The sequence below is a fragment of the Phenylobacterium sp. genome, assembly GCF_013911965.1.
Lineage (GTDB): Bacteria > Pseudomonadota > Alphaproteobacteria > Caulobacterales > Caulobacteraceae > Phenylobacterium.
The window spans coordinates 260,501-287,237 of record NZ_JACESE010000003.1 but is presented as its reverse complement, the minus strand read 5'-3'; the positions used below and the strand labels follow the sequence as shown (position 1 = coordinate 287,237).

Genomic DNA, 26,737 nt, shown 5'->3' with positions numbered 1-26,737 from the left:
GCGCTTCGACAAGCTGGCCAGGAACTTCCTCGCCGCCGTCCTGCTCGCCTCAACCCGCCTGTGGCTCAGAGCTTATGAGTCCACGCCCTAGAACTTGTAACCGAAGCCGCCCGAGATCACCCACGGATCGAGGCTGACCTTGGTCTTCACCCCGTTGGTGTTGTCCGTGGCGTCGGTCTCGAAGAAGACCTTCTTGACGTCCAGATTGACGCTCCACGGGCCTTGGGTGGCGATGTCCACGCCGGCCTGCAGGGCGAGGCCGAAGCCGTCGTCGATGTCGACGTCGAAGCCGTTCTTGTCCTCGCCGCTGTAGAAGATCATGTAGTTCACGCCCGCGCCGACATAGGGGCTGACCTTGGCGGCCGGGGCGAAGTGGTACTGCAGCGAGACCACCGGGGGGAGGACCCAGGTCTCGTGGATCTCGAGATCCACGCCCGCGCCCTTGGCCTTCACCTTGTGCTGCGTGGTGCCGGCGATCACCTCGGCGGCGATGTTGTCGGTGAAGAAGTAGGTCAGGCCGATCGTCGGCATGACGTCGTAGTCGACCTCGGCGGTCAGGCCGGTGGCCGCGCCGGCGAGGGTGGTGATCGGATCACCCGCCTCGGGGTCCACATCGGTGACCCGGACGTTGATCATCTTCACGCCCGCGGCCTTCGGCTGGAAGTCCTGGGCGCTGGCGGCGCCGGCGAGGCCGAGCGCGAGGCCGGCGGCGAGCACGGCGGCGTAGGTTTTCATCTCTTATCCCCATAGTTGACGGCATGACCGTGCCCTTCGGATGCGCCCGAGCCGCAGGCTCAGCCTTGATCTAGCTCAACCGTGGAAAGCCTGTTCGGCGCGCGCCGTTGACGCCGGTCAAAGCCACGGCCGTCCACCTGGGGTGGAGTAGGCGCGAACCCACCGCCAAGGAGCGCGCTCATGTCCAAGTCCCTCACCAAGGAAATCCGTCACGACATCGACGACACGCTCGAAGATGTCGCCAAAGCCCTGCGGGCGGCTGCGGAGACGCTGTCCGACGAGACCGAGGAGGCGATCGCCAAGGCCGCCCATGCGGTCCGTCACGCCGCCGACGCCCTCGCCGAGAAGGCCGGCAAGCCGGCGAAGGAGGCCGCCGAGAAGGCCGCCAAAGAGGTTCGGGAGCACCCGATCGTCTCGGCCGGCGCGGCTCTGACGGCTGCGGCCCTGCTCATCAGCCTGCTCGTGGCCGAACGCCGCAAGAAGGCCTGATCGCACCCGGAAAGCTCGCGACAGGAAGGTCGTCCGTGACGCCCCAGGACCCGAGCCGCGACGAGATCGCCTTCCGGGTTCGGGGCGTCACAAAGGTCTACGCCACCGGCGCCGGCCAGGTGCATGCGCTGCGCGGCGTCGATCTCGACATCCGTCGGGGCGAGACGCTGGTCCTGCTCGGCCCCTCCGGGTCGGGCAAGTCGACCCTGCTCAACATCCTGGGCGGGCTCGACCGGCCGACGTCCGGCTCCTTCGAAGCCCATGGCCAGGAACTGGCGGGGGCGTCGGAAGCCACGCTGACCGCCTATCGCCGCGATTTCGTCGGCTTCATCTTCCAGTTCTTCAATCTGGTGCCCAGCCTGACGGCGCGGGAAAACGTGGCCCTCATCACCGAGGTGGCGCGGAACCCGATGGCGCCGGAGGCGGCCCTGACCAAGGTCGGCCTGGCCGATCGGCTCGACCACTTTCCATCCCAGCTCTCCGGCGGCCAGCAGCAGCGCGTGGCGGTCGCCCGGGCCATCGCCAAGCGGCCGGAGATCCTGCTGTGCGACGAGCCCACGGGCTCGCTCGATTCCGAGAGCGGCGTTCAGGTGCTGCAGGCCATCGCCGATGTCGCCGCCGAGACCGGCGCCACGACCATGATCGTCTCCCATAACACCGAGGTCGCGGCCATCGCCGACCGCGTGATCCGCTTCCGCGATGGCGCGATCACCGAGATCGCGACCAACGCGCACCGTCTCTCCCCGCGGGAGATGCGCTGGTGAGGCCAAGCGCCCTGCATCGCAAGCTGCTCCGTGACCTCTGGCGATTCCGCTGGCAGGAGCTCGCCATCGCCTTGCTGGTCGCCTGCGGCGTCTCGGTCGGGGTGATGGCCTATTCGGCGCAGGAGGCGCTGGAGCGCGCCCAGGCCGACTTCTACCAGGAAACCCATTTCGCCGACGTCTTCGCCCAGGCCGAACGGGCGCCCGCCTCGGCGGTCACCCGCCTGGCCGCCCTCGACGGGGTCGTCAGCGTCGATCCGCGGATTCTGGAGGTCGGCCTTCTCGATGTTCCGGGACTGGTCCGTCCGGCCACGGCGCGCCTGATCTCCCTGCCGGAACACGACGATGCGGGGCTGAACCGTGTGCGGCTCAGCCGAGGCCGGATGCCCGATCCCGCCCGCCTCGACGAAGCCGTCGCGCTTCAGACCTTCCTGGACGCCGCCGGGGTGGCGCTGAATGACGAACTGACGGCGGTGATCGGCGGCCGGGCCATCACGTTCCGCATCGTCGGCGCCGTCCATTCGCCGGAGTACATCTTCACGCCCAGCCCGGAATCGTTCCTGCCCGACGATGCGCATCAGGGGGTGTTCTGGGCCCCGAGGCCTGCGGTGGAGCGCGCGGCCGGCCTGCACGGCGCCTTCAACGCCGTCTCCCTGAAGCTGGCGCCGGGGGCGTCCGCGCCGGCGACCCTGCGCGCGGTGGACCAGATCCTGGCGCCCTACGGCGGGCTCCCGGCCTACGGTCGCGAAGACCAGGTCTCCCACGCCTTTCTGGAGGCCGAGCTGGACGAGCTCGCCACATCGGCGGCGATCATCCCGCCTGTGTTCCTGATCGTGGCCGCGGCCCTGGTGCACATGGTGATGGCCCGGCTGATCGAGACCGAGCGCGAGCAGATCGGCCTGCTGAAGGCTTTCGGCTACGAGGATCGCGCCGCCGCCGCCAACTACCTCTGGATGGCCCTGGCGATCGGCCTGCTCGGCGCCGCGGCGGGGGGCGTCGCCGGCGCCGGCTTCGGCGCGGCGATCATGGAACAGTACCGGCAGTACTTCCGGTTTCCCGACCTGAGCCCGGCCTTCAGCACCGCCGCCTTCGCCGTCACGGCGGCGGCCGCCGTCGCGGCCACGGCGGCCGGCTCGTTGCTGACGGTCCGCGGCGCGCTGCGCCTGTCGCCGGCCATCGCCATGCAGCCCCCGCGGCCCGCCGCCTATCGCCGGGGCTGGATCGACCGGCTGATTCCCGAGCGCCGTCTCGACCAGGCCACGCGGATCATCCTGCGCAACCTCGAACGCTTCCCCCTGCGCGCAGGCCTGTCGGTGAGCGGCCTGGCGGCGAGCCTGGCCCTGCTCGTCGGCACCCAGTTCGTCTTCGGCAGCCTCGATTGGATCATCGACCACGCCTATTACCGCGCCCAGCGCTGGAGCGAGTCGGTCGGTTTCGCCGAGGCGCGGGGCGCGACGGCGCTGGACGAGGCGCGCCGTCTGCCGGGCGTCTATGCGGCCGAGCCGGTGCGGATCGTGGCGGCGCGCATCCGGGCGGGCGGGCAGGAGGAACGGCTGCGGATCACGGGCCTCGATCCCTCAGCCCGGATGAACCGGCCGCTCGACGGGGCCGGGCGGCCCGTTCCGATCATCGCCGACGGCCTGATCCTGAGCGAAGCCCTGGCGGGAAAGATGGCGATAGAGCCGGGCGACCAGGTGAGCGTCGAGATCACCCAGGGCCGGGCGCCGCGGATCGACCTGACCGTCACCGGCCTGGCGCAGGACTTCAGCGGCTACAGCGCCTACATGGACAGGACCGCGCTCAACCGCCTGATGGCCGACGGGGCGGAACTGAGCGGCGCCCAGCTGCTGGTCGCCACGGACCGGAGGCCCGATTTCTATCGCGCCATCGCCGCCATCCCGCAGGTCATCGGCGCCTCGTCGCGCGACGACACGGTGGCGACCTGGCGGCGCACCATGGTCGAAGCCTTCCGGGTGACCATGACCTTCTATGTGGGCTTCGCCGGCGCCATCGCCTTCGGCGTCGCCTACAATACCAGCCGGATCGCGCTGTCGGAGCGCGCGCGTGACCTCGCCACCCTGAGGGTGCTGGGCTTCGGGCGGGTGGAGTGCGCCTACATCCTGCTCGGCGAGCTCTTGATCCTCGGTCTCGTGGCCCTGCCGGCCGGGGTGCTTGGCGGGCACGCCCTGGCCCGGGGACTCGTCGCCGCCTACGGTCGGGACGAGTTCCGCCTGCCGCTGATCCTCACGCCGGCGAGCCACGGGGTTGCGCTGGCCGCCTATTTCGTCGCGCTCGGCCTGGCCGCTGTCCTGGTGGGCCGGCAGGTCTGGCGGCTCGACCTCATCACAGCCTTGAAGACGCGGGAGTGATCGCGATGGACCAGAGACGCCGCCGCTGGTTGACCCTGGGCGCCATCGCCCTCGGCCTGGCCGTGTTGCTCGCCGTCCTGTTCGCCCCGCGGCCGGTCGAGGTGGATGTCGGGCAGGCTCAGGCGGGGCCGATCGCCGAGGCGGTCTTCGACCAGGGCCAGGCCCGCGTGCGCGAAGCCTATGTGGTCGCCGCGCCGGTGACCGGCCGCATTCGGCGGGTCCGGCTGGAGGTGGGCGATCGGGTCGTTCAGGACGTCACGGTCGTGGCCGAGATCGCTCCGGTCGCCGCAAGCCTTCTCGACCCCGCCGCGCGGCTCCAGGCCGAGGCCGCCGTCGCCGCGGCCCGGTCCTCGGCCGAGGCGGCGCGGGCCGAAGCGACGCGGGCGCAGACCGAGGCCGACCGGGCGGGGTCTGATCTGCGAAGGGTGACGGCGCTCAGCCGGAAAGGCTTCGCGGCGGACAAGGCGCTGGAGGACGCGCAGGCCGCGGCCGACGGGGCCCGCGCCGTCCATGACGCCGCACAGGAGCGGGTGCGGTCGGCGCAAGCCGAACTGCGGCGGGCCGAGGCGCTGCTCGTCGGTCCGGAGGCCGTGGGGCGGGGGCTGGTCCGCGTTCGCGCGCCGGCCGGCGGCTACGTCACCCGCATCGTGCAGAAGAGCGAGCGCACGGTGGCCGCCGGCGAGCCGCTGCTCGAGATCGGAGATCCCCGCGGGCTGGAGGCGGCCATCGAGTTTCTCTCGCACGACGCGGCGCGCATCCGACCCGGCATGAGGGCGGAAGTCTACGACTGGGGCGGCGCTCCCATCCCGGCCACGGTGCGCCGGGTCGAGCCTCAGGGCTTCACCAAAACCTCCGCCCTGGGCGTGGAGGAACAGAGGGCCCTGGTGCTCCTCCGCTTCGATGACGGGCCGCAGGCGGGGCAGGGGCTTGCGCCAGGCTACCGGGTCTGGGGCCGGGTCATCCTTCGCGAGGCGCCGAACGCGCTGAAGGCGCCGGTCGGCGCCCTGGTGCGGGACGAGGGGCGCTGGGCGGTGTTCCGTGTCCGGAACGGCCGAGCGCGGCTGACGCCCGTGCGGATCGGGGCCGCCGACAGTCGGGAGGCCGAGATTCTGGAGGGCCTGACGGCGGGCGACCAGGTCGTCGTCTATCCCTCGGACAAGGTGAAGGACGGCGTTCGCGTGCGCCTGCGCGACGAAACCGGCGGAACCTCTTGACCCGGGTCAATGTTACGGCGCGGCCGGCGCCCAATTCTCACGGGGAAAGAGGAGACGCGACCGTGCCGTTCAAGGACATTCTGCTGCACCTGGAATCTTATCCGGACCGGGTTTCGGACCGGGCGATCGACGGGGCCACGGCGCTGGCCGCCGCGCTCGGCAAGAACGTGACGGCGGTGTCGCCCCGCGTCGACATCCCGCTGAAGACCAACCGCCTTGCCGACTTCGCCTTGCGCCTGGGCGATCTCGCCCGCGCCGAGGAGGCGAGGGGCGCCGGACAGGCCGACGCCGCCCTCGACCGCTTTGAGGTGCAGGCCAAGCTGCTCGGCGTCTATGGCGGCCGGCTCCAGCCGAAGCTCGAGGTCTTCGAAGCCGGAGACCACCTCGCCATGCTGGCGCGGACGCGGGATCTCTGCGTCGTTCCGGCGAGCCCTCAGAACGGGGTCTACCAGGGCGTCGCCGAGGCGGTCCTCTTCGGATCGGGACGTCCCGTGGTCATCGCGCCCGAGAACGCCGCCCTGGAGCCCCGGCTCGACACGATCCTCGTGGCCTGGGACGGCGGCGCGCCGGCGGCGGCGGCCGTGGGCGCGGCCATGCCGCTGCTGTGCGAGGCCAAGACGGTCAAGATCCTGGTGGTTATGAACGAGAAGGAGGGCGTCGATGCGCACCTGGCCGACGACCTGCTGCGCCACCTGGGCCTGTACGGCGTCGCCGCCGAGGTCCAGACGTTCGACGCCGCCGGCGCGACCATCGGCTCCGTGTTCAGCCATGTGACGGAGCGGGTGCGCCCGGACCTCATGGTCATGGGCGCCTTTGGCCATTCCCGTGCGCGGCAGTTCGTTCTCGGCGGCGCCACCCGCGCGGTGCTCGAATCCCCGCCAACGCCCGTGCTTCTGGCCCGGTGATCGCCTGCGCGGCGGGCGCATCCGGTCGCCGGCGGCGCGCCGGATGGATTTCGCGGCATCGCTGAGCTAAGCGACTCGCCCGCGGCGCTTGGCCGCGAGGTCAGTTCCCGGGGCGGTCTCGTGAGAATTCAGCGTATCTTCAAGACGGTCGCGGCGCTCGCCGCGGGCGTGTCCCTGCTCGCATCCGGCGCCTCGGCGCAGGAGGGCGGGACGGTCGCCATCATGGGCGCCACGGTGTTCGACGCCACGGGCGCCGCGCCCCGCAAGGCCAATGTGCTTCTGCGCGACGGCAGGATCGCGGCGGTGGGGCCGGACGTGGCCGCGCCGGCCGGCGCCACGGTCATCGCGGCCGAAGGCAAGGCGCTGCTGCCCGGCTTCTTCGACGTCCACACGCACTGGACGCCCAATGGCGATCCGGCCGACACCCCGGCCATCGCCACCGACTACGTCCGAGCCGGCGTGACGACGGTCAACGACTTCCACCAGCCGCCGGAATCCTATGCGCCGCGACGCCGCTGGCTGTCGCAGCTGGCCTCGCCCCACGTGAACCTCACCGCGCGCATGAGCACGCCGGGCGGGCACGGCGCCGACTGGGCCGACACCGCGACGACCAAGTGGGTCAACACGCCCGAGGCGGCGCGCAAGGCGGTGCGGGAGCTGCTCCCCTACAAGCCCGACCTCATCAAGGCCTTCCACGACGGCTGGCGCTACGGCCTGTCGGCCGAGAACACGAGCATGGACACCTGGACGCTCACGGCGCTGGTGGACGAGGCTCACAAGCACGGCCTGAAGGTCGTGACCCACACCGTCACCGTCCCGCGGGGCGCAGAGGCGGCCAAGGCCGGCGTGGACATCATCGTCCACAGTCTGCAGGACCAGCCGGTCAATGCGGCGACCGTCGCCCTGATCAAGCAGGCGGGAACCGCCTACGCCCCCACTCTTGCGGTCTATGAGCCGGTCAAGCCGGGTCAGACGCCGCCGGCCGATCCGCAGAACGGGCGCTACGTCCAGTCTCAGCGCAAGTTCGCCTTCGCCCTGCAGAACCTGAAGGCGCTGCACGACGCCGGCGTGCTGGTCGCGCTGGGCACCGATGCGGGCATGCCGGGCACGCCGCACGGGGTGTCCACCCTGCACGAGATGGAGCTGATGGTTCAGGCCGGCCTGACCCCCGTCGAGGCGCTGATGGCGGGCACCGCCAACAGCGCGCGCGCCATGGGCATGCTCGACGACCGGGGCACGATCGAGGTGGGCAAGCGGGCCGACCTGGTGCTGCTCGACGGCGCGCCCTGGACGCAGATCGCCGATGTCCGCAAGACCGAGCGCGTCTTCATCGACGGGCGCCAGGTCGTCGGGCCCGGCGTCGCCTTGCCCGAGGCCAATGGCCGGATGACCCTGCCGGCCGAACCTGTCCAGGCGCTGATCGACGACTTCGAGGGCGAGCCCGGCCGCACGCGGCTGGACACCCTTCGTCTGCAGGACACCGACGGCGGAATGGATCGCAGCGTGCTGGTGGGACAGGTCCGTACCCAGCCGGACGGAGACAAGGTCCTGAGCCTGGCCGCGAAGATGTCGGTCAAGGATGACCCCCAGGTCGGCGTGATCCTGCCGCTCAGCCGCGGTTCGGTGACGCCCGCCGACGCGAGCCGCTATCAGGGTCTCAAGTTCGACCTTCGTGGCGACGGCGGCGCGTACGAGCTGAGGGTGCGGACCGTCTCCGGATGGTGGCGGGCCCCGGTGACCGCCAGCCCGCAGTGGGCTCAGGTCGCCGTCCCCTTCACGTCCCTCAAGCCTGTCGAGGGGCGCGGGGGCGCCGAGGGGCCCTGGACGGGGACCGATCTCCTGGAGGTGGAGCTGGCCGGCAGCCGCCCGGCGGGCGAGACCCTGTGGCTCGAGGCGGACGACGTCGTCTTCTATTGAGGCGGAGGCGGAGGCGGAGGCGGCGTGCGGCGGCCTCGCCGCCGCACGTTGGTTGATGAACGGCGTTCGGATCAGCCGGGTCGAATATTGTGTTCTCTATTCGACCGAATTGCGCCGAATATTGCGGCGCCGTGCTGATTCCGGGTGTCGGTCGGATGTATACCCAGGGTATCCGGCCGGTTTCCCGTAATCGGCGTTGGCGCGCCGGCGGGAGCCAGAAAACTCGCCCCTCGGCGCCAATGCCGGATTGGGGATGACTATGAACACCAAGATGCTGAGCCGGGCCGGGCTGCTGGCCACCACCATGCTGTGCGCCTTCGGCGCCGGCGCCGCCTCCGCCCAGGAGACCGTGCTCGAAGAGCTGGTCGTCGTGGGATCGCAGATTCAGGGCGCCGACATCACCGAAGCGGTCCCCGTGACCGTCGTGGGCCAGGAGGAGATCCAGGCGGTGGCCGCCGCCTCGGGCGACGAACTCTTCCGCGCCATCCCGCAGATGGGCGATGTCAGCTTCAATTCCGCCTACCTGCCGAACTCCAGCAACAGCGCCCGCGGCGACGTGGGGTCGGTCAACCTGCGCAATCTCGGCGTCGGCAACACGCTCGTCCTGCTCAACGGCCGTCGCGTGGTGACCCACCCGACCAGCCGGGCCGACGAGAACCTGGTGCCGGTGCTCACCTACAACACCAACGCCATCCCCGTGAACGGCCTGCAGCGGCTGGAGGTGCTGCGCGACGGCGCGGCGGCGCTCTACGGCTCCGACGCCGTGGCCGGCGTGGTCAATACGGTCCTGCGCACCGACTATGAAGGCGTCACCCTGGAGGCCCAGTACGGCGGCGCCGAGGGGACCGGTCTGCGTCAGACGGACCTGTCGGGCCTGTTCGGCCGCAATTTCGACCGCGGCAACCTGACCCTCTTCGCCAGCTACGCCGACCGGAGCGCCCTCGACGCCTCCGACCAGAGCTATACGGCCTCGGCCGACAAGCGGCCGCTGTTCGTCGGCACGCGCTTCCAAGACGCCACCTCGCTCGACGGCCGCAGCACCGTGACGCCCTGGGGCTATTTCCAGGCTTCGGGTCCGGTGCGCCGCAACGGGACCCTGGTCACCTCTTCGGCCGGCTACTTCCACTTCCAGCCGTCGACCAACAGCGGGTGTGCGAGCAATATCGGCGGCGGCTACTGCATCGACGACGGCTCCATCGCCACCAGCGGCGACGACCGCAACCTCCGCTTCGACGCCCCGGCCGCCTACGACACCACGGTGATCCCCGAGGTCGAGCGGCTCAACCTGTTCCTGACCGGGAACTATGACGTGACCGACGGGCTCACCGCCTTCGGCGAGCTCGGCTACTACACGGCCACCACCCACGCCTCGCAGTCGTCGACCGGCACCCTGTCGTCGATGCCGATCACCATCCCCGCGGCGAGCTACTACAACCCCTTCGGTCCGATCACCTTCGCCGACGGATCGGCCAACCCGAACCGGCTTTCGGGCATCGACGCCCCGGCGGGCGGGCGCAACGTCACCCTGCGCACCTACAACTTCTCCGACACCGGCCCGAACCTCGTGGATGTGGAGAACAGCCAGTGGCGCGCCCTTATGGGGCTGCGCGGCGAACGCTTCGGCTTCGACTGGGAGGGCGCGCTGCTCTACTCCAAGGCGGAGGTGGAGGATGTCTCCGACGGCATCAGCGCCACCCTGCTGCAGCGGCAGCTCTCGCTCTCGACGCCGGACGCCTACAACCCCTTCAACGGGGCCAATCTCGCCAATACGAGCCTCGCCGACACCAACCCCAGCTCGCAGGCGGCCATCGACGCCATCAAGATCAAGACGGTCCGCCGCAACACCAGTTCGCTGGCCCTGGCCGACTTCAAGGTCTCGCGTCCCGACCTGTTCGCCCTGCCGGGCGGCGATGTCGGCATGGCCGCAGGCGTGGAGTTCCGCCGCGAGACGCAGAAGGACGATCGCGACGCGCGGGTCGACGGCACGATCAACTTCACCGACGCCGTGACCGGCGCGACCTATACCGGGGACCTGATCGGCACCAGCCCGTCGCCGGACACCAAGGGCTCGCGCACCGTGACCTCGGCCTTCGTCGAGTTCGCCGTGCCGATCGTCTCGCCGGAGATGAACATCCCCTTCGTCCGCAGCCTGGAGACGCAGATCGCCGGCCGCTACGAAGACTTCAGCGACGCCGGCTCCGTGGCCAAGCCGAAGTTCGCCTTCGCCTGGGACGTGGTCGACGGCCTCCGCTTCCGCGGCTCCTGGGCCCAGGGCTTCAAGGCGCCGAACCTGGAGCAGGTGAACGCCACCCTGGTCACGCGGTCCAACACCCGCACCGACTACATCCGCTGCGAGGCCGATCTCCGGGCGGGCCGCATCGCCTCCTTCGACAACTGCTCGCGCTCGGGCAGCACGACGGCGCAGCGGGCCGGCAATCCCGACCTGCAGCCGGAAGAGTCGGAGACCTGGGGCGCCGGCGTGGTCTTCGAACCCCAGTTCCTGCCGCCCGAAATCGGCGACTTCGTCTTCACCGTGGACTATTGGCGCGTGAAGCAGGAGGGCATCGTCGGCCTCTTCGGCGAAGGCAACGCCCTGATCCAGGACTACCTGCTGCGCACTCAGGGCTCGAGCAATCCGGACGTCATCCGCGCCGCCCCGACCGCCGACGATATCGCCGCCTTCGCCGGCACCGGCCTCACGCCGGTCGGCACGGTGCTCTACGTCAACGACCAGTACCGCAACCTGCTGCCGCAGGAGGCGCGCGGGATCGACTTCGGCGTCACCTGGCGGCTCAACGGCACGCGTTTCGGGGACTTCTCGGCCAGCGTCAACGCCGCCCACCTTATCAAGTTCTACCGGCAGCCTTCGCCGCAGATCCAGGCGCTGCTGGACGCCCAGGCGGCGGGTGAGATCAATGCGGGGGTGAACATCACCGGCGGCGGCGATCTCGTCCGCGACGGGGGACGGCCGGAGTGGAAGTGGTCGGCCTCGGCCACCTGGCGCTACGACCAGTTCACGCTCGGCGCCTTCACCCAGTACGTGGGCGACGTGCAGGACTTCGACCTGGTCGACGCGGCCGGAGATCCCTGGATCGTCGACAGCCAGCTGACCGCCAACCTCTACGCCCAGTACGACTTCGAAGAGGGACTGGCCGCCGACACGCGCGTGCGCGTGGGCGTGCGCAACCTCACCGACGAGAAGCCGCCCCTGGCCTCCGACGGCTATCTGGCCGAGCTCTACACGCCCTACAGCCGCTACTGGTATGTGAGCGTCCGCAAGAGCTTCTGACCTCTATCGGGCGGCCGCTCCGGCGGCCGCCCGCCTTGCGTCTGCGCCTCTTCCCGTGAGTGATGGGCGCAGGCGTCGCGGCGACCGCCGCACGAATGATCTGTAACCGAGGAGTTCCCATGCGCCTTGCCCTCCGTTCCCTGGCGCTGGCGAGCGTCGCCAGCCTCTCCCTGGCCGGCGCCGTCCAGGCCCAAGTCACCGACGCCGACAAGCAGCAGCTGCTCGCCGCCGTGGAAAAGGGCTCGCCGCACATGGCGCAGGTGGCCCACCAGATCTGGGAATGGGCCGAGGTCGGCTATCAGGAGACGAAGAGCTCGGCCCTGCTGCAGTCGGAACTCAAGGCCTCGGGCTTTACGGTGCAGCCGGGCGTCGCCGGCATGCCGACCGCCTTCGTCGCCAGTTTCAAGAACGGCGACGGGCCGGTGCTGGCCATCCTGGCCGAGTTCGACGCCCTGCCGGGCCTGGCGCAGAAGGCGGTGGCCGAACGCGCGCCGATCGCCGGCCAGGTCGCCGGCCACGCCTGCGGCCACCACCTGTTCGGCGCCGCCTCCGTCGAGGCCGCCCAGGCGCTGGCCGCCTGGATGAAGGCGAACAATGTCCCCGGCGAGGTGCGCGTGTACGGCACGCCGGCCGAGGAGGGCGGCTCGGGCAAGGTTTACATGGTCCGCGAGGGCCTGTTCTCCGACGTCGACGCCACGCTTCACTGGCACCCGGGGGATTCCAACAGCGCCGCCCAGAGCGTCTCCCTCGCCAACATCTCCGGCAAGTTCCGCTTCTCGGGCGCCTCGTCCCACGCCTCGGCCGCCCCCTGGCGCGGGCGCTCGGCCCTGGACGGGGTCGAGGTGATGAATGTCGCGGTCAACTACATGCGCGAGCACATCCCCGACGGCACGCGCATCCACTACGTGGTCACGCAGGGCGGCGACGCGCCGAACGTCGTGCCCAACGAGGCGGAGGCCTACTACTACGTCCGCCACACCGACCCGCAGATCGTCCGCGACGTCTTCGCCCGCATGCAGAAGGCGGCCGAGGGCGCGGCTATGGCGACCGAGACTAAGGTGAGCTTCGAGCAGACCGGCGGCGTCTACAACATGCTGGTCAACGACACTCTGGGCAAAGTCGTCGACGAGGCCCTGCGCGAGGTGGGGGGACCGGAATGGACCGCGCAGGAGCGCGCCTTCGGCGAGGCGATGGTCAAGCAGTTGCCCTCCGGCGGAAAGCCGCTGGAGAGCGTCTCCCAGGTGCAACCCTACGCCATCGGCGGCGGGGGCGGGGGCTCGACGGACGTGGCCGATGTGAGCTGGGTCACGCCGACGGCCGGCATGAACGCCGCCACCTGGGTGCCTGGCACCCCGGCCCATAGCTGGCAGGCGGTCGCGGCCGGCGGCATGAGCATCGGCGCCAAGGGGGCGGAGGTGGCGGCCAAGACCCTCGCCCTTGCCGGGGCGCGCCTGCTGAAGGAGCCGCAACTGATCGAGACGGCCAAGGCCGAGCTCAACGAGCGCCGCGGCGCCGACTTCCAGTATCGGGCCATGGTGGGCGACCGCGCGCCGCCGCTCGACTACCGCAAGGCGCCCAAGGGCGACTGAGGTTCGAAACGAGCTGGGACGTGGAGCGTTTCAGGAGCCTCGCTGAGGAGGCCTGCCCCTGGAAACGTTTCACGCCCTGATCGGAGAGGGCTCCGGCGAGATCGGCGCCCTGCAGATGTCTCTTCGGGCCGTCCTGGTCTTCGCCGTCGGACTTCTGGCGGTCCGGCTGGCGGCGACCCGCGCCTTCGGAAAGTGGGGCGCCCTCGACATCATCTTTGCGGTGATCATCGGGTCGAACCTCTCCCGCACCCTGACCGGCGGCGCGCCGTTCATGCCGACGCTGTGCGCAACCCTGGTGCTGGTCGCCCTGCACGCCCTGCTGGCGCGCGCGGCGACGCGGTGGGAGGCCTTCGGCCGGATCGCCAAAGGCGTGAACGTCTGCCTCATCCGTGAGGGCGAGGTGGACGAGAAGGCCCTGCGCCGCCACGGCCTGGGCATGGGCGACCTTTCGGCGGCCATCCGTTCGGCCGGCTATGCCGGGCCCGAAGCCGTGCAGTCGGCCTATCTGGAGCGGAACGGGGACATCAGCATCATCCCCCACGGCCGCGGGTCTCCCGATCGGAAGCCCACGCGCAAGAGCGCCGCCTAGGCGGGCTCGCGCAGCACCTGCGGGACGCTGGTCGTCTGCGCTCCGGTCCAGAGCACGGCGCGATAGGCTTCGAAGCACTGCTCGCCGCACAGCAGTCGCATGACCGCGCCCTCGGCGATCGCCTTCAGCGTGTGGGGATGGTCTTCGGCGAGCGGCGTCAGAGCCTCGGCGTTCCAGGCCTTGGAGTGCTCCACGTCCAGCACCGCGTGAAGGTCGAAGTACTTGCGCATCTTCGGCTCCACGCCGAGGCGCTTCAGGCCCGCCGCGACGCTGGCCACCCGCGTCGGCGCCGTCAGCTCCACGACGCCGAGCGCGCCAACGGAGTGATAGGCGTAGCGGCGCGTGGTCGCGAACGCCGTCATGGTGTTGGCGAGCGCCAGCGACTGCCAGAGCGTGCCTTCGATCGTGGGCTCCAGCCGCAGGCCCTCGACGGTCATGTCCAGCATGGGCCCGTGCATCCCGCGCATGTTCCCGCGGCCCATCTCGTCCCAGTAGTTGCGGGCGAGTTCCAGCTTCGGACGCGCCGGAAGCTTCACCTGGGTCATGGCCACCAGATCGTCGAAGCCGGCTTCGCCCGCGGCCTCCTGGGTCAGGAACCAGCGGATCTGTTCAAGGTCGGCCTCGGTGGCCAGCCAGTCGAACAGCGGGTCCCACTGGCCAGGTCCGGTGTTCTTCAGCTCTTCGAACCAGGCGATGAAGCCTTCGGGATCGGTCGGGACATCTTCGACCATCGGCGTGACCCGCGCGCGGAACGCTTCCACGAACTCGCTCTCGCGGAGCTGCATGCGGTGGTCGCGGCTCATCTCCAGCCGCCAGTCCTGCCGCGGCACCCCGGGGGACAGCCGCTGGCGGTTCCAGCGGGCCAGTCCTCGGTGGAGGCTGTCGGGGTCGGCGAACCCCGCCGCGGGCGCGCTGTCCAGCGCGAGACCTTCGATCATGGCCATGTGTACTCACTCCTGTGGGCGGAGAAAGGCGCAGGAGGGCGTCGGGTTCCGTCGTTCCGCGCGTGCGGGCCGCCGGTTTGTGCAGCCGGCGGTGGAGCGGAGCGGCGGAGTCGCTCGTTGGGCCGGGTGGAGCCCGTGCAGGCGCGCCGCCTCGACACCTCTTGCGGAGTCCCGATGCCCAGTCTGACCGATCTTCCCATCGCCCTTGCGCTTGGCCTCTTCGCCCTGGCTGCGGTCGCCGTGTGGATGGGAGGCAGTCGCCTGGCGGTCTACATCTCCGACCTGGCCGAGCGGTTCGGGTTCAGCCAGGGCTTCGCCGGCATGCTCTTCCTGGGCGGCATCACCTCGCTGCCGGAGATCGCCACCGCCGGCAGCGCTGCGGTCACGGGCTCCGCGGACCTCGCGGTCAGCAATCTGATCGGCGCGGCCTCGGCCAACATCGTCCTGCTGGTGGTGGCCGACGCCATGATCGCGCGGACGGGCATCGACTCGGTGGTGAAGTCCGCCAGCACCCTGCTTCAGGGGGTGCTGGGCATGGTGCTGATGACCGGCGTCGCCGTCATCGCCCTGCTGGGCGATCGCGAGATCGGCGGGTCGGCGATCGGCTTCGGCACGGCCGGCCTGTTCGCCGCCTGTGCGCTCGCCATGTGGCGGGCCGGCCGGTACGAGGACCATCCCGGCTGGACGGTGGCGCCGACGGACCGCCGCAGGGCCGGCGAGCCGCAGGAGGAAGCGCCAAACCCCACGAGGACGCCGGTCCTGATCGGGAAGACGGTGGCCGCCGCGGCCGTCATCCTGGTCGCCGGCTTCGTGTTGTCGCAGACGGCGGACTCCATCGCTCAGGCCACGGGGGTCAGCGCCGGCCTCGTCGGCCTGGTCCTGGTGGGTTTCGCCACCTCGCTTCCGGAACTGAGCTCGATCGTCTCGGCGGTGCGGATCAAGCGGTTCGACCTGGCCGTGGGGGACATCTTCGGCACCAACATCTTCAACATCGCCATCCTCTTCATCGTCGACATCGCCTATCGCGACGGCCTCGCGCTCGCCGGCGAGGGGATGTTCGAAGGGATCGCCGCCCTGCTGGGCGTGGGCGTGATCGGCGTCTTCATGCTGGGTCTGCTGGAGCGCCGCAGCCGCACCGTCCTGCGCCTGGGCTACGCCTCCTGGTCGACGCTCGCAGCCTATGGCGCAGGCCTGACGGTCCTGTGGTTCATCCAGCCGAGCAGCGGCGGCTAGCCCAGGAGGAGGGCGGGCAGGCCCTGCCAGAAGACGCCGAAGAAGGAGAGCACGGCGCCCATGGCCGCGATCCAGTGGCGCCACCGCGTGACCTCGTCGGGCGTCCGCCGGGCGAGCCGGAGCGCCAGCAGCAGCAGGGCGACGTCGGCCGCGAGGCAGAGCAGGGTGAAGCCGCCCTGGGTGATCCGGCTGGCCAGGGACTCCGAGGCGCCGAAGAGCGCGAAGATGCTGGCGATCCCGTAGACGCCGGCGAAGTGTGCGCCCCAGACGATCAGCCCGCTGAGCATGAGAGGCCAGGCGAGCATCGCCTCAGCCTCCGCCGGGGAAGAGCCGCGCGACGGTGCTGGTCCCCAGGCCCTGGAGGGCGCCGTAGGCGAGGAACAGGCACACCAGGTCGACCGTACTCGTGCGCGCCGCCGACAGGTTCTGCGTCACCGCCCGGGCGATGACGAAGCCCGCCATGAGCACGCCGGTGAAGGCGAAGACGCCCTCCCAGGCCATCATGGCATGGACGGTGGCGCCCTGGGCGCTCACCGTGGGCGTGAGGCCGGCGGCGCCCCAGCTGAACCAGTCATGAGCCAGGGTCACGCACAGCGCGCCGGCGGAAAGGGTGACGAGCGCTGCGGCGGCCGCCGGGCCGGCGCCGGTCAGCCGCCGAAGGGCGAACGGCGCGACGGCGGCGGCGGCGAGCGTCAGGCCGTAGCCGGCCCACATGCCGAACGTGGACGCCCAACCCGGAGGCGGCCGCCACAGCTCGCCGCTCTGGCTCCACAGGAAGACGTAGCTGAACACCGACAGGAGGGCGATCATGCTGGCCACGGTCAGCAGCACCACCATGGCCCACCAGCCGTGGCTGGAGGGGCCGCGGACATAGGTGGGCACCACCACGCCCGCGCCCAGGTCGGCGGTCTCCTGTTCGATCGTCCAGTCGGTCTCCCAGAGCCAGCGCAGCACGCAGGCGATGGCGAGCACCCCGCTGACGACGCCGGTCCAGTAGGCCTGAACGGTCAGCAGCAGGAAGAATCCGGCGGTGAACACGGCGGCCAGCACGTGCCAGGCCGACGGCCCCGGCATGGTCTGCAGGTACATGGGTTCGGCGCGCAGCGGGCTCGTCACGATGGTCTCGCGGCGGCCGGTGGCGGCGCCAGGCAGGAAGAAGCGCCCTTCCTCCACGTCCTTTCCGATGTTCGCCTGCTCCCACAGGGGATAGCGGCTGGTGACCAGGGGCACGCTGCGGGTGGAATAGAGGCCCGTGGGCAGCCACTCCAGCGTGCCGCCGCCATAGACGTTGCCGGCGTCCTCGTCGGCGGTGAAGCGGAAGTTGCGGATCAGGTCGATGATGAACAGCAGCACCGCAGCGCCGATCATGAAGGCTCCGACCGTGGAGATCATGTTCGGCAGCTCCCATCCGCGGCCGGGCAGGTAGGTGTAGACGCGCCGCGGCATGCCCATCAGGCCGGTCAGATGCATGGGCAGGAAGGCCACATGCATGCCGGCGAACATCAGGCCGAAAACCCACTTGCCCAGCCGCTCGGAGAGCGCCCGGCGGCTCATCATCGGGATCCAGTAGTAGAAGGCCGCGAACAGCGGGAAGACCATGCCGCCGATCAGCACATAGTGAAGATGGGCGACGATGAAGTAGGTGTCGTGGGCCTGCCAGTCGAACGGCGCCAGCCCCACCATCACGCCGGTCAGTCCGCCCATGGTGAAGATGATTAGGGAGCCGAGGGTGAAGAGGCCCGGGGTGTTGAACTGGAACTTCCCCTTCGCCACCGTGGCGATCCAGGCGAAGACCTGTATGCCCGCCGGCACGCTGACCGCCATGCTGGCCGCGGAGAAGAAGCTCACCGATATGGGCGGCATGCCCGTGGCGAACATGTGGTGGGCCCAGACGCCGAAGCTGATGAAGCCGGTGGCCAGCAGGGCGAGCACCACCAGTCGATAGCCGGCGAGCGGAGTCTGGGCGATGGTCGGCACGATCATCGACATCAGCCCGGCCGCGGGCAGGAAGATGATGTAGACCTCGGGGTGGCCGAAGAACCAGAAGAGGTGCTGCCAGAGCAGCGGATCGCCGCCCAGGGCCGCATCGAAGAAGGGCCAGCCTAGGGCGCGTTCCAGCTCCAGGAGCAGGGTGCCCAGGATGATGGCCGGGAAGCCGATGATGATCATTGCGGCGAAGACCAGCATGGCCCAGGCGAAGATGGGCATCTTGTCCAGGCTCATGCCCGGCGGCCGGTTCCGCAGCACGCCCACCACGATCTCGATGGCGCCCGCGATGGCGGAGATCTCGATGAAGCCGATGCCCAGCAGCCAGAAGTCGGCGTTGATGCCCGGCGAATAGGTCTTGCTGGTGAGCGGCGGGTACATGAACCAGCCGCCGCTGGGGGCCAGGCTGAAGAAGATCGAGCCGAAGAAGACGAGCCCGCCCACCAGATAGGCCCAGAAGGCGTAGGCCGAGAGCCTGGGGAAGGGCAGGTCCCGGGCCGCCAGCATCTGTGGCAGGAGCATGACGCCCAGCGCCTCCACCGCCGGCACGGCGAAGAGGAACATCATGATCGTGCCGTGCATGGTGAAGAGCTGGTTGTAGGCCTCCTGCGGGAGGAAATCGTTGGTGGGCACCGCCAGCTGGGTGCGCATCAGCAGGGCGAGGATCCCCGCCAGCACGAAGAACAGGAAGGCCGCGCCGACGTAGTAGACGCCGATGTAGTTGTTGTTGACGACCGTGAACCAGCCCACCCAGCCCTTGGGCTTCTCCCAGACGCGTTCGAGTTCCTCGAGCTCGCCCTCGGGGCGCGGCTCGGTGGTGGGGAAGCGGTCGTAGAGCCTGGGGTCGAAGCCGGTCTCGGAGGTCACTTCAGCCCCTCGAGATAGGCGGTGAGCGCGAGAAGCTGCGGTCCGGAGAGCACGTCGTAGGGCGGCATGCGGTTGCCGGGCTTGATCTCCTGGCTGTCGGCGATCCAGCCGCCGAGCGCGCCGCGGTTGTTCGGCAGGATGCCGGCGCCCAGGGATCGGCGGGAGCCCACATGGGTCAGGTCCGGTCCGGCCAGACCGTTGGCCTCGGTGCCGCGAACCGCGTGACAGGCGCCGCAGCCGGCGGCGTCGAACACCTGCGCCCCGCGCTGGGCCTCCGCCGTGGCGGGCGGGGCGGCGGGCGCGGCGAGCTCGGCCAGCCGGCGCTCGAACGCTTCGGGTTCGTGCGCCACGACGACGAAGCCCATGAGGGCGTGGGGCCCCCCGCAGTACTCGGCGCACTGACCGCCATAGACGCCCGGCTCGTCGGCGGTCAGGCGCAAAAGGTTCACCCGCCCGGGGATCATGTCGAGCTTGCCGGCCAGCCGTGGAACCCAGAAGCTGTGGATCACGTCGGCGGAGGTGAGCTCCAGCACCACGGGCCGTCCGGCCGGGATGTGCAGTTCGTTGGCGTCCCAGGCCACTTCGCGGCCGGACTGGTCGAGATAGGTGACGCGCCACCACCACATTTCGCCGCTCACCCGCACCCGCAGCTCGTCGCCGGTGATCGGCCGGCTGGCGTAGGCGGTGATGGACAGGCCCCAGATGAGCAGGGCGGTCAGGACCACCACGGGAAAGGCGATTCCGCCGATCCAGATGGCGCGCTCCCCGCTGAGGCGGCCCCGCCACCGCTCGCCGCCGAAGAGGGCCAGGCCCAGCGCGACCAGGACGATCGCCAGGACCACGGCCGACATGGCGAACAGCACCCAGGAGAGGACGACGATGCGCTCGGAAAAGGGGCCTGCCGGGTCGAGCGCCGGCGGCGGCCACCCCGCCAGGGCCTCAGCGAGGCTCGAGCGTATAGAGGTAGGCGGCGACATCGCGGGCCTCCTGCTCGGTGATCGGCATGGGGGGCATGCCGCCCTGCGGCGTGAAGGCCGGCGCGTTTCTCACATAGTCGGACAGAATGTCGGGCTGGTTGGGGTAACGGCCGCCGATCAGGCTGCGGGCCGCGAACCCTTCAAGGCTCGGCCCCACCTTGCCCTTCGGCCAGGCGACGCCCGGGATCTCATGGCAACTGGCGCAGCCGACGCGGGCGATCACCGCGCGCCCGCGCTCGGGGGCGGCGCCCGGCAACGGGTGGCGCTCCACGACGTCTCCGCCACAGGCCGAGACAAGCAGCGCGGCCGTAAGGGTCGCCTGCCATCGGATCATTCATCCTCCCCCAGGTCCGTCACTCCGGCGCCTGACCGCAGAACCTTGCGCCCAATGGAACCTTCACAGGCCGATGCGGTTCCGCAGCGGATGAGGATCGCGGGGCGAATGCTGGGGATTGCGGGCGGCTCGACCATAGCCGCGTGCCTGCTGCTCGTCGGTTGCGGCGCCTCCGGCGAAGCCCCGGGCCGGGACCCGTTCACCGCCACCGGCGAACTGATCGCCCTCAGCGGGGGCGAGGCCGGCGCCCGGAACGCCTGCTTCACCTGTCACGGGCTTGCGGGGCAGGGCGACGGCGAAGGCGCGCCCCGGCTTGCGGGTCTGCCCTACGGCTATCTGGCCAAACAGCTGCAGGACTATGCCGACGGACGGCGGCCCGATCCGACCATGCACGCCATCGCCGGCAAGCTGTCCCAGAGCGAGAGGCTTTCGGTCGCCGCCTGGTATGCCGCCATGCCTGCGCGGGACGTCGCCTATGGCGAGGACGCAGCGTCGCCGGCCATCGCAGCCCTCTACCAGAACGGCGATCCCGCCCGCGGCCTGCTCGCCTGCGCCCGCTGCCACGGCGCGGCGGGCGAGGGACGGGGCCCCGCCAACCCGCCCCTCGCCGGCCAGCCTGCGCCCTATCTCGCCGAACAGCTTCGGCTCTGGCAGGACGCCAAGCGCCGCAACAGCCCCCAGCAGGTCATGCTGACCATCAGCCAGAGGCTCACCGAGGCCGAAATCGCGGCGCTCTCCGACTATGCCGCGGGTCTCCCGGGCCAAGGCGCGCCATAGCGTCCCGGGCCTGACGACGCCGCCCCGCCCGGCGGGCGCAGGGCCGCCTCATCCGAAGGTCGAGGAGCGGCGCGTGGGAACCGGATCTTCGGCGGCCTCGGCCCGGGGCGGCAGCGGCTTCAGGAACGGGACCATGGCGGCCAGCACATCGTCGCGGTCGATGAAGTGATGCTTGAGCGCCGCCCCCACATGACCGGCGAGGGTGGTCAGAAGGGCCCAGACCAGGACGAGGTGGACGAGTTCGGCCCCTTCCATGATGCGCCAGCGTGTGCGGCTGGGCAGATCGCCCAGGGGAAGCTGAGGCCATGGCAGGGCGCCGGCGACGGAGAGCGGCTGTTCGGTCGCCATGGCCGACCACATGGCCCAGCCGCTGATCGGCAGGGCGATCATCAGGAAGTAGAGCACGTAGTGGGTGATGTGGGCCGCCGTGCTCTGCCAGCCGGGCTTGTCGGCGTCGTTCACCGGGCCGGGAATCATCAGGCGCCAGAGGGCGCGCAGCAGGATCAGGACGAGCAGCAGCACGCCGCTCTGGGAGTGGAGCTGGTAGCCCTCCAGCTTCTCCGGCCCTACGGGCAGGCGACCGATGCGCCAGCCCCACCAGATCTGGAAGAAGACCAGGAAGGCCATCAGCCAGTGGAAGACCTGCCCCACCGGCGAATAGACGTCCCTGCGCGTGTGGCCATGCGCCCACTGGCGCAGGCGCTCGACGACGATCATGCGGCCTGCGCCTCCCGGTCGGGGCCCAGCCAGCGGCAGAGCAGGGCCAGGGCGGCGGCGAGGTAGATCGCGCTGGCCGGGGCCCACATGATCAGGCCGCCGAGCTGCTGGTCGCGAAGCGGGGTGAAGCCCCAGGCCTGGGTGGTCGCGAAGTGCGGCGCATAGACCGCCTCGCCCGCAAAGGTGAGGAGGGCGCCGAGCAGGCCCATCTGCATCATGGCGAGCAGCAGGGCGCCGACGCCCGCCGGCGCCGACGCGCGGCGCACGGCCCGCCAGAAGCCCAGGGCGCTGAGCAAGAGGCTCGCCTGCATGAGCCAGTAGGCGGCGTCGCTGGAGAGGGCCGCCGCATAGGCGCTGGGCGCGTGCCAGGCCCACAGGATGAGCCCGTGGATGAAGGTCCAGGCGAGCGGTCCGCCCAGCCGGCCGCCAGCCTCACGCGGCGCCGCCCAGGCCAAGAGCGGCGCGGCCGCCGCGATCAGCAGCATGTGATGGACGACGCGGGCCGAGAACAGGGCCGAGCTGAGCGCGCAGAGCGGGGAGACGAACGAGACGGCCAGCGCGCCCACGCCGGCGAGCCAGAGGCCGCGGCGCTCCACCCCCGCCGCGCGGATCCAGGGGAGGGCGGCGATCAGGGCCAGCATCGCCAGCAGCCAGGGATCGAGATTCCAGCGGCTCGCCAGGTCGCCGGGGACCGGCCCGGCGCCGCAGTAGGGCGTCCAGAAGGCTTGCTGGGGCATGGGCTCGCACGGTCAGAAGGGGCTCAAGGGGCCAAACCCTCCGGCGCGGCCGTGGTTCCCGCGCCTGTCGAGCCGCCGCTTCGGCGGCGGCGGAGGCCTGCTATGTTCGGTCCATGAAGACCCTTCTGATCGTCTATCACACCCGCACCGGAGGATCGCGTCAGATGGCCGAGGCCGCGCTCGAGGCGGCTCGGGGCGAGGCCGGCGTGGAAACCCGGCTGCTGCCGGCGCGGGAGGCCCAGCCCGCCGATCTGACCGGCGCCGACGGCTATCTGTTTGTCTTCCCGGAGAATCTCGCCGCCATTTCCGGCGAGATGAAGGAGTTCTTCGATCGCAGCTACTATCCCGTGCTCGGGCGGCTGAACGGCCGGCCCTATGGACTGATGGTCTGCGCCGGAAGCGACGGCGAGAACGCCGTCCGCCAGGCCGCGCGCATCGCCACGGGCTGGCGGCTGAAGCCCGTGGCCGAGCCGATCATCGTCTGCACCCACGCCCAGACGCCGGAGGCGATCGCCGCACCGAAGCACCTGCCGGCCGCCGACCGCGACCGCTGCGCCGAGCTCGGCGCCGCCCTGGCCGCGGGCCTGGCCATGGGCGTGTTCTGATACGTTAGCGGTCTGCGGAAAGGCCCTGTCCGTCATGACGCTTGCGGCGTTCATCCTGGTGGGAGGCGGCTCCCGGCGCATGGGGCAGGACAAGGCCCTGCTCGAATGGGGCGGTCGCCGCGCGGTCGACCGGCTGGCGAGCCTTGCCCGGAGCCTTGGGGCGGACGCAGTGGCGACCGTCGGCGGCGACTATGGCCTGCCTTGGCTGGCCGATCCGACGCCGGGCGCCGGGCCGGCCGGAGGGGTCAGGGCCGCCTGCGGCTGGGCCGCCGACAACGGCTATGGACGTTGCCTCGTCATGGCGGTCGATGCGGCGCTTCTCGGTCCGGAAGACCTGGCGCCGCTGCTCGCGGCGAAGGGGCCCGGGGCCTGCTATGCGGGATTGCCGCTCCCCATGGTCATCGGCGCCCACGCGCTCCCGCCGGACCTGCAGGACGGCTGGCCGTTGCGGCGCCTGGCGGAGCGTGCGGGGCTGACATGGCTGCCCCTGGGCCCAGAGGCGGCCCGCCGTGTCCGCGGCGCCAATACGCCGGAGGAGCGCGCCGGTCTGCTCGGCGCCTGGGGCGGCGGTTCGGACGCCTAGATGTTGGGCGTCGGGCGCCTGATGAACTGGCATCGCGATTGTGGTGACGGAGATGGGGCGCGCGGGAGACTCTGCTTTCCTGTCGCGCCGGCCTTAGTCACCACCTCATGCGAGTCCTGATCATCGATCCTGACCCGGCGCGGGCCGCGCTCGTCGCCGAGGGGCTCGCCGGCGTTGATCCGCTGGAGGTCCGACAGGCCGCGGTCTTCGTGGAGGCCGAGGCCGCCGCCTTCCGGCCTGACGTCATCGTCGTCGCTTCCGAAAGCCCCGACCGGGACACGCTCGAGAGCCTGCGCGAGGCCTCGGCGGCCAACCCGCGTCCGGTGGTGATGTTCGTCGACCGCTCCGAGCCGGGGCTCGCCGAGGAGGCGGTGCGGGCGGGGGTGGCGGCCTATGTGGTCGACGGGCTCTCCACCGGCCGGGTGCGGCCGATCCTGGAGGTGGCGATGAGCCGCTTCCAGCTGATGCACCAGCTGCGCGCCGACCTCGCCAAGGCCAAGGCCGACCTCGCTTCGCGCAAGAGCGTCGAGCGCGCCAAGGCGCTGCTGATGAAGGAGCGCGGCCTGGACGAGGAGGCCGCCTATCGGATGCTTCGGAAGCTCTCGATGGACACCGGCCGGCCGCTCGGCGCCGTGGCCGCCGATCTCCTGGCCTTCGCCGGCGTGCTCAAAGGCGGGGAGGGGAGTTGACCGTGACGGGCGAACTGCAGCTGGGCTTCATCCCCCTGGTCGACGCCGCGCCGCTCATCGTGGCCCAGGCGAAGGGGTTCTTTGCGGGGCAGGGGCTGACGGTGGCGCTGAGCCGCGAGGGGTCCTGGGCCACGGTCCGCGACAAGGTCGCCGCCGGCGCGCTGGACGGCGCCCACATGCTCTCGCCCATGGTCTTCGCCGCCAGCCTCGGGATCGGCAGCGAGACCAAGGCGATGATCGCCCCGCTCGCCCTGAACCGGGGCGGGGCGGCGGTGACCCTGTCCACGCGCCTCGCCGGCGAGCAGCCCCCTGGGGGCCAGCTCGCGCGGCTGGCCCGGCGGCGCCAGGAGGAGGGGGCGAGCCCGCTGACCCTGGCCGTCGTCTACCCCTTCTCGATCCACAACTATCTGCTGCGCACCTGGCTCGTGCGGCTGGGTCTCGATCCGGATCGGGACGTGCGGCTCACCGTGGCGCCGCCCGCGCGCACGGCCGATCTCCTCGCCGAAGGGGTGATCGAAGGCTTCTGCGCGGGCGCGCCCTGGAATGCCGTGGCCGAAGCCGCGGGCGTGGGCCGCACGGTGGTCCACGTCGAGGAAGTGCTGCCCGACGCGCCGGACAAGGTCTTCGGCGTGACGGAGTATTGGGCTGCGGCCAACCCCCAGGTTCTGGCCGGTCTGATCCGGGCCCTGGACGCCGCCGGCCGGTGGTGCGGGGCGATGGAGAATCGGGCGGCTCTGGCGGACCTGCTGGCCCGGCCCGAGCATGTGGGCGCGCCCGTGCCGGCGATCGTCCAGAGCCTCGATGAAATGGCGTTCGGCGGCGCAGGCCTGGGACGCCCGAGACCCGAACACGCGCTGTGGATCCTCGACCAGATGGCCAGGTGGGGGCAGGCCGAGGCCGCCGATCCGGCCAGGGCGGCGGCGCGGATCTACCGCCCGGACCTGTACGATCAGGCGGTCGGGAACCGTTGATCGCCCAATTCTGCGACAGGGTCCGCCCGCAGGCGCCGCAATTTCCAGCGACCTGTCCGTCGTCCGGCCGCCGCTCCCCGGGCGAGGGTGACAGGCGCGCCGGTCCTCGCGTCTGCTGAGGTCAGGCCCAGGACAACGGCGTTCGCGGCTCAACGGAACCGCTCGATGAAGAGCACCTCCGCACGGCGACGCCGCCGCCCACGTCTCACGCACGGGCCTTCGTCATGATCGACAGATCCTTCTTCAAGGCCGGGCACGTCCCGACCCTGTTCTCCGCCTTCCTCTATTTCGACCTCTCCTTCATGGTCTGGGTGCTGCTCGGACCGCTGGGCGTGGCCATCGCCGACACCTTCGGCCTGGATCCGGCGCAGAAGGGCCTGATGGTCGCCGTGCCGGTGCTCGCCGGCGCCCTGCTGCGGGTGGTCGCGGGCCTGCTCGTCGACCACATCGGTCCGAAGAAGACGGGGATCATCGGCCAGCTCATCGTGCTCGCCGGACTTGGCCTCGCCTGGTTCCTCGGCGTTCATTCCTACAGCCAGGTGCTGCTTCTGGGCGTCGTGCTCGGCGTGGCCGGCGCCTCCTTCGCCGTCGCCCTGCCGCTGGCCTCGCGCTGGTATCCGCCGGAGCACCAGGGGCTGGCGCTGGGCATCGCCGGGGCCGGCAACTCCGGCACGGCCCTGGCCGCGCTCTTCGCTCCGTTCCTGGCCAAGGAGTTCGGCTGGACGAACGTCCTGGGCCTGGCGACCCTGCCGCTGGCCGTCGCCTTCGTCGTCTATGTTCTCTTCGCCAAGGACGCGCCCGACCGGCCGGCGCCGAAGTCGCTGGGGGAGTATCTGGCGGTCCTCAAGACGCCGGACGCCTGGTGGCTGATGCTGCTCTACAGCGTCACCTTCGGCGGCTTCGTGGGCCTGTCCTCCTCGCTCACCATCTACTTCAACGCCGAGTACGGCCTTGATCCGGTGATCGCCGGCTTCTTCACGGCCGCCTGCGTCTTCGCCGGCTCCTTCGTCAGGCCGGTGGGCGGCGGCCTGGCCGATCGCTACGGCGGCGTGCGGACGCTCAGCGTCGTCTATGTGCTGGCCGCCATCGGCCTGGCGGCCGCCAGCTTCCACATGCCGAGTCCCTGGATCGCGCTCGCCGTCATCATGTTCGCCATGCTGGCGCTCGGCGCCGGCAATGGGGCGGTGTTCCAGCTCGCCCCGCAGCGCTTCCGCAAGGAGATCGGGGTCGTCACGGGCCTGGTCGGCGCCACGGGCGGAATCGGCGGCTTCTATCTGGCCGCCAGCCTCGGCTGGGCCAAGCAGGCGACAGGCAGCTATCAGGCCGGACTGATCGGCTTCGCCGCCATGGCGCTGATGGCCTTCCTGGCGCTCAGCAGCGTCAAGCACCAGTGGCGGCGCACCTGGGCCGAACTGGCCGGCGCCTCGCCCGCCACCCTGCGCCTCTAAGTCCCTTTCAGC

The 26,737-nt window shown here is 70.8% G+C and carries 24 protein-coding genes and 1 pseudogene; 17 read left to right on the top strand and 8 right to left on the bottom strand.

What is annotated here, in order from left to right:
* A pseudogene (locus H2041_RS04905) lies at window positions 1-91 on the top strand (IS5/IS1182 family transposase); the annotation flags it as partial.
* On the opposite strand, the gene H2041_RS04900 reads toward H2041_RS04905, so the two are convergent.
* A complete protein-coding gene (locus H2041_RS04900; protein ID WP_293410060.1) occupies window positions 88-735 on the bottom strand; it encodes an OmpW family outer membrane protein in 648 nt (215 codons plus the stop codon). The pseudogene H2041_RS04905 and the gene H2041_RS04900 overlap by 4 nt on opposite strands.
* Before the next feature lie 180 nt (window positions 736-915).
* On the opposite strand from H2041_RS04900, the gene H2041_RS04895 reads away from it, so the two are divergent.
* The 9 genes from H2041_RS04895 to H2041_RS04855 all read left to right on the top strand — a co-directional run bounded on the left by H2041_RS04895 (window position 916) and on the right by H2041_RS04855 (window position 13,857).
* Complete coding sequence (locus H2041_RS04895; RefSeq protein ID WP_293410058.1) at window positions 916-1,224, top strand: hypothetical protein; 309 nt, start codon at window positions 916-918, stop codon at window positions 1,222-1,224.
* Window positions 1,225-1,259: 35 nt separating this feature from the next.
* Window positions 1,260-1,988: an ABC transporter ATP-binding protein gene (locus tag H2041_RS04890; RefSeq protein WP_293410056.1), complete on the top strand. Its 729-nt coding sequence runs from the start codon at window positions 1,260-1,262 to the stop codon at window positions 1,986-1,988.
* Window positions 1,985-4,354: an ABC transporter permease gene (locus tag H2041_RS04885; protein ID WP_293410054.1), complete on the top strand. Its 2,370-nt coding sequence runs from the start codon at window positions 1,985-1,987 to the stop codon at window positions 4,352-4,354. Before H2041_RS04890 ends, H2041_RS04885 begins: the two co-directional genes overlap by 4 nt.
* Window positions 4,355-4,359: 5 nt before the next feature.
* Entirely contained in the window at window positions 4,360-5,568 is a 1,209-nt protein-coding gene (locus H2041_RS04880) for an efflux RND transporter periplasmic adaptor subunit (protein WP_293410051.1), read from the top strand.
* Window positions 5,569-5,630: 62 nt separating this feature from the next.
* Complete coding sequence (locus H2041_RS04875) at window positions 5,631-6,473, top strand: universal stress protein (RefSeq protein WP_293410049.1); 843 nt, start codon at window positions 5,631-5,633, stop codon at window positions 6,471-6,473.
* A gap of 120 nt (window positions 6,474-6,593) precedes the next feature.
* Window positions 6,594-8,390, top strand: a complete 1,797-nt coding sequence (locus tag H2041_RS04870; protein ID WP_293410047.1) for an amidohydrolase family protein — start codon at window positions 6,594-6,596, stop codon at window positions 8,388-8,390.
* A gap of 253 nt (window positions 8,391-8,643) precedes the next feature.
* Window positions 8,644-11,679 carry a TonB-dependent siderophore receptor gene (locus tag H2041_RS04865; RefSeq protein WP_293410045.1) on the top strand — a complete coding sequence of 1,012 codons (3,036 nt, stop codon included), beginning with the start codon at window positions 8,644-8,646 and terminating at the stop codon, window positions 11,677-11,679.
* A gap of 119 nt (window positions 11,680-11,798) precedes the next feature.
* On the top strand, window positions 11,799-13,268 hold the full coding sequence (locus H2041_RS04860; RefSeq protein WP_293410043.1) for an amidohydrolase: 1,470 nt from the start codon (window positions 11,799-11,801) through the stop codon (window positions 13,266-13,268).
* Between the two features lie 115 nt (window positions 13,269-13,383).
* Window positions 13,384-13,857, top strand: coding sequence for a DUF421 domain-containing protein (locus H2041_RS04855; RefSeq protein WP_293410041.1), 474 nt, complete (start codon window positions 13,384-13,386; stop codon window positions 13,855-13,857).
* Here the strand turns inward: H2041_RS04855 and H2041_RS04850 are convergent.
* Complete coding sequence (locus H2041_RS04850) at window positions 13,854-14,801, bottom strand: iron-containing redox enzyme family protein (RefSeq protein WP_293410039.1); 948 nt, start codon at window positions 14,799-14,801, stop codon at window positions 13,854-13,856. The genes H2041_RS04855 and H2041_RS04850 overlap by 4 nt on opposite strands.
* A gap of 174 nt (window positions 14,802-14,975) precedes the next feature.
* On the opposite strand from H2041_RS04850, the gene H2041_RS04845 reads away from it, so the two are divergent.
* Window positions 14,976-16,034, top strand: a complete 1,059-nt coding sequence (locus H2041_RS04845) for a hypothetical protein (protein WP_293410036.1) — start codon at window positions 14,976-14,978, stop codon at window positions 16,032-16,034.
* On the opposite strand, the gene H2041_RS04840 is transcribed toward H2041_RS04845, so the two are convergent.
* Genes H2041_RS04840 through H2041_RS04825 form a run of 4 tightly spaced genes read right to left on the bottom strand, consistent with a single transcriptional unit; the run spans window position 16,031 to window position 20,198 of the window.
* Window positions 16,031-16,339, bottom strand: coding sequence for a hypothetical protein (locus H2041_RS04840; RefSeq protein WP_293410034.1), 309 nt, complete (start codon window positions 16,337-16,339; stop codon window positions 16,031-16,033). The two genes, H2041_RS04845 and H2041_RS04840, sit on opposite strands and share 4 nt — an antisense overlap.
* 4 nt (window positions 16,340-16,343) lie before the next feature.
* Window positions 16,344-18,887, bottom strand: a complete 2,544-nt coding sequence (locus tag H2041_RS04835) for a cbb3-type cytochrome c oxidase subunit I (protein ID WP_293410032.1) — start codon at window positions 18,885-18,887, stop codon at window positions 16,344-16,346.
* On the bottom strand, window positions 18,884-19,864 hold the full coding sequence (gene coxB / locus H2041_RS04830) for a cytochrome c oxidase subunit II (protein ID WP_293410030.1): 981 nt from the start codon (window positions 19,862-19,864) through the stop codon (window positions 18,884-18,886). The genes H2041_RS04835 and coxB overlap by 4 nt, the downstream gene beginning before the upstream one ends.
* On the bottom strand, window positions 19,827-20,198 hold the full coding sequence (locus tag H2041_RS04825) for a c-type cytochrome (RefSeq protein WP_293410028.1): 372 nt from the start codon (window positions 20,196-20,198) through the stop codon (window positions 19,827-19,829). Before H2041_RS04825 ends, coxB begins: the two co-directional genes overlap by 38 nt.
* Before the next feature lie 108 nt (window positions 20,199-20,306).
* On the opposite strand from H2041_RS04825, the gene H2041_RS04820 reads away from it, so the two are divergent.
* Window positions 20,307-20,975, top strand: coding sequence for a c-type cytochrome (locus tag H2041_RS04820; protein WP_293410026.1), 669 nt, complete (start codon window positions 20,307-20,309; stop codon window positions 20,973-20,975).
* A 48-nt stretch (window positions 20,976-21,023) separates the two neighbouring features.
* Here the strand turns inward: H2041_RS04820 and H2041_RS04815 are convergent, their stop codons facing one another.
* Both H2041_RS04815 and H2041_RS04810 read right to left on the bottom strand, forming a co-directional pair.
* The gene (locus H2041_RS04815; protein WP_293410024.1) at window positions 21,024-21,692 is read right to left on the bottom strand and encodes a cytochrome b; all 669 of its coding nucleotides are present in this window, start codon (window positions 21,690-21,692) and stop codon (window positions 21,024-21,026) included.
* The gene (locus H2041_RS04810; RefSeq protein WP_293410022.1) at window positions 21,689-22,429 is read right to left on the bottom strand and encodes a cytochrome c oxidase assembly protein; all 741 of its coding nucleotides are present in this window, start codon (window positions 22,427-22,429) and stop codon (window positions 21,689-21,691) included. The genes H2041_RS04815 and H2041_RS04810 overlap by 4 nt, the downstream gene beginning before the upstream one ends.
* 113 nt (window positions 22,430-22,542) lie before the next feature.
* Between H2041_RS04810 and H2041_RS04805 the strand changes: the two genes are divergently transcribed.
* The 5 genes from H2041_RS04805 to H2041_RS04785 all read left to right on the top strand — a co-directional run bounded on the left by H2041_RS04805 (window position 22,543) and on the right by H2041_RS04785 (window position 26,725).
* The gene (locus H2041_RS04805; RefSeq protein WP_293410019.1) at window positions 22,543-23,034 is read left to right on the top strand and encodes a flavodoxin family protein; all 492 of its coding nucleotides are present in this window, start codon (window positions 22,543-22,545) and stop codon (window positions 23,032-23,034) included.
* A 34-nt stretch (window positions 23,035-23,068) separates the two neighbouring features.
* Entirely contained in the window at window positions 23,069-23,617 is a 549-nt protein-coding gene (locus tag H2041_RS04800) for an NTP transferase domain-containing protein (RefSeq protein WP_293410017.1), read from the top strand.
* A gap of 107 nt (window positions 23,618-23,724) precedes the next feature.
* The gene (locus tag H2041_RS04795; RefSeq protein ID WP_293410015.1) at window positions 23,725-24,306 is read left to right on the top strand and encodes an ANTAR domain-containing response regulator; all 582 of its coding nucleotides are present in this window, start codon (window positions 23,725-23,727) and stop codon (window positions 24,304-24,306) included.
* A gap of 2 nt (window positions 24,307-24,308) precedes the next feature.
* On the top strand, window positions 24,309-25,277 hold the full coding sequence (locus H2041_RS04790) for a CmpA/NrtA family ABC transporter substrate-binding protein (protein WP_293410014.1): 969 nt from the start codon (window positions 24,309-24,311) through the stop codon (window positions 25,275-25,277).
* Between the two features lie 224 nt (window positions 25,278-25,501).
* Complete coding sequence (locus H2041_RS04785) at window positions 25,502-26,725, top strand: NarK/NasA family nitrate transporter (protein ID WP_293410013.1); 1,224 nt, start codon at window positions 25,502-25,504, stop codon at window positions 26,723-26,725.
* The last annotated feature ends 12 nt before the right edge of the window (window positions 26,726-26,737 follow it).

Excerpts from the sequence above, each read along its gene's own strand:
- H2041_RS04845 (WP_293410036.1), top strand. The coding sequence starts at position 14,976 with ATGCCCAGTCTGACCGATCTTCCCATCGCCCTTGCGCTTGGCCTCTTC.
- H2041_RS04785 (WP_293410013.1), top strand. The coding sequence starts at position 25,502 with ATGATCGACAGATCCTTCTTCAAGGCCGGGCACGTCCCGACCCTGTTC.
- H2041_RS04795 (WP_293410015.1), top strand. The coding sequence starts at position 23,725 with ATGCGAGTCCTGATCATCGATCCTGACCCGGCGCGGGCCGCGCTCGTC.
- H2041_RS04895 (WP_293410058.1), top strand. The coding sequence starts at position 916 with ATGTCCAAGTCCCTCACCAAGGAAATCCGTCACGACATCGACGACACG.
- H2041_RS04820 (WP_293410026.1), top strand. The coding sequence starts at position 20,307 with ATGCTGGGGATTGCGGGCGGCTCGACCATAGCCGCGTGCCTGCTGCTC.
- H2041_RS04810 (WP_293410022.1), bottom strand. The coding sequence starts at position 22,429 with ATGCCCCAGCAAGCCTTCTGGACGCCCTACTGCGGCGCCGGGCCGGTC.
- H2041_RS04865 (WP_293410045.1), top strand. The coding sequence starts at position 8,644 with ATGACTATGAACACCAAGATGCTGAGCCGGGCCGGGCTGCTGGCCACC.
- H2041_RS04825 (WP_293410028.1), bottom strand. The coding sequence starts at position 20,198 with ATGATCCGATGGCAGGCGACCCTTACGGCCGCGCTGCTTGTCTCGGCC.
- H2041_RS04860 (WP_293410043.1), top strand. The coding sequence starts at position 11,799 with ATGCGCCTTGCCCTCCGTTCCCTGGCGCTGGCGAGCGTCGCCAGCCTC.
- H2041_RS04805 (WP_293410019.1), top strand. The coding sequence starts at position 22,543 with ATGAAGACCCTTCTGATCGTCTATCACACCCGCACCGGAGGATCGCGT.
- H2041_RS04800 (WP_293410017.1), top strand. The coding sequence starts at position 23,069 with ATGACGCTTGCGGCGTTCATCCTGGTGGGAGGCGGCTCCCGGCGCATG.
- H2041_RS04900 (WP_293410060.1), bottom strand. The coding sequence starts at position 735 with ATGAAAACCTACGCCGCCGTGCTCGCCGCCGGCCTCGCGCTCGGCCTC.
- H2041_RS04815 (WP_293410024.1), bottom strand. The coding sequence starts at position 21,692 with ATGATCGTCGTCGAGCGCCTGCGCCAGTGGGCGCATGGCCACACGCGC.
- H2041_RS04850 (WP_293410039.1), bottom strand. The coding sequence starts at position 14,801 with ATGGCCATGATCGAAGGTCTCGCGCTGGACAGCGCGCCCGCGGCGGGG.
- H2041_RS04840 (WP_293410034.1), bottom strand. The coding sequence starts at position 16,339 with ATGCTCGCCTGGCCTCTCATGCTCAGCGGGCTGATCGTCTGGGGCGCA.
- H2041_RS04880 (WP_293410051.1), top strand. The coding sequence starts at position 4,360 with ATGGACCAGAGACGCCGCCGCTGGTTGACCCTGGGCGCCATCGCCCTC.
- H2041_RS04855 (WP_293410041.1), top strand. The coding sequence starts at position 13,384 with ATGTCTCTTCGGGCCGTCCTGGTCTTCGCCGTCGGACTTCTGGCGGTC.
- coxB (WP_293410030.1), bottom strand. The coding sequence starts at position 19,864 with ATGTCGCCGCCTACCTCTATACGCTCGAGCCTCGCTGAGGCCCTGGCG.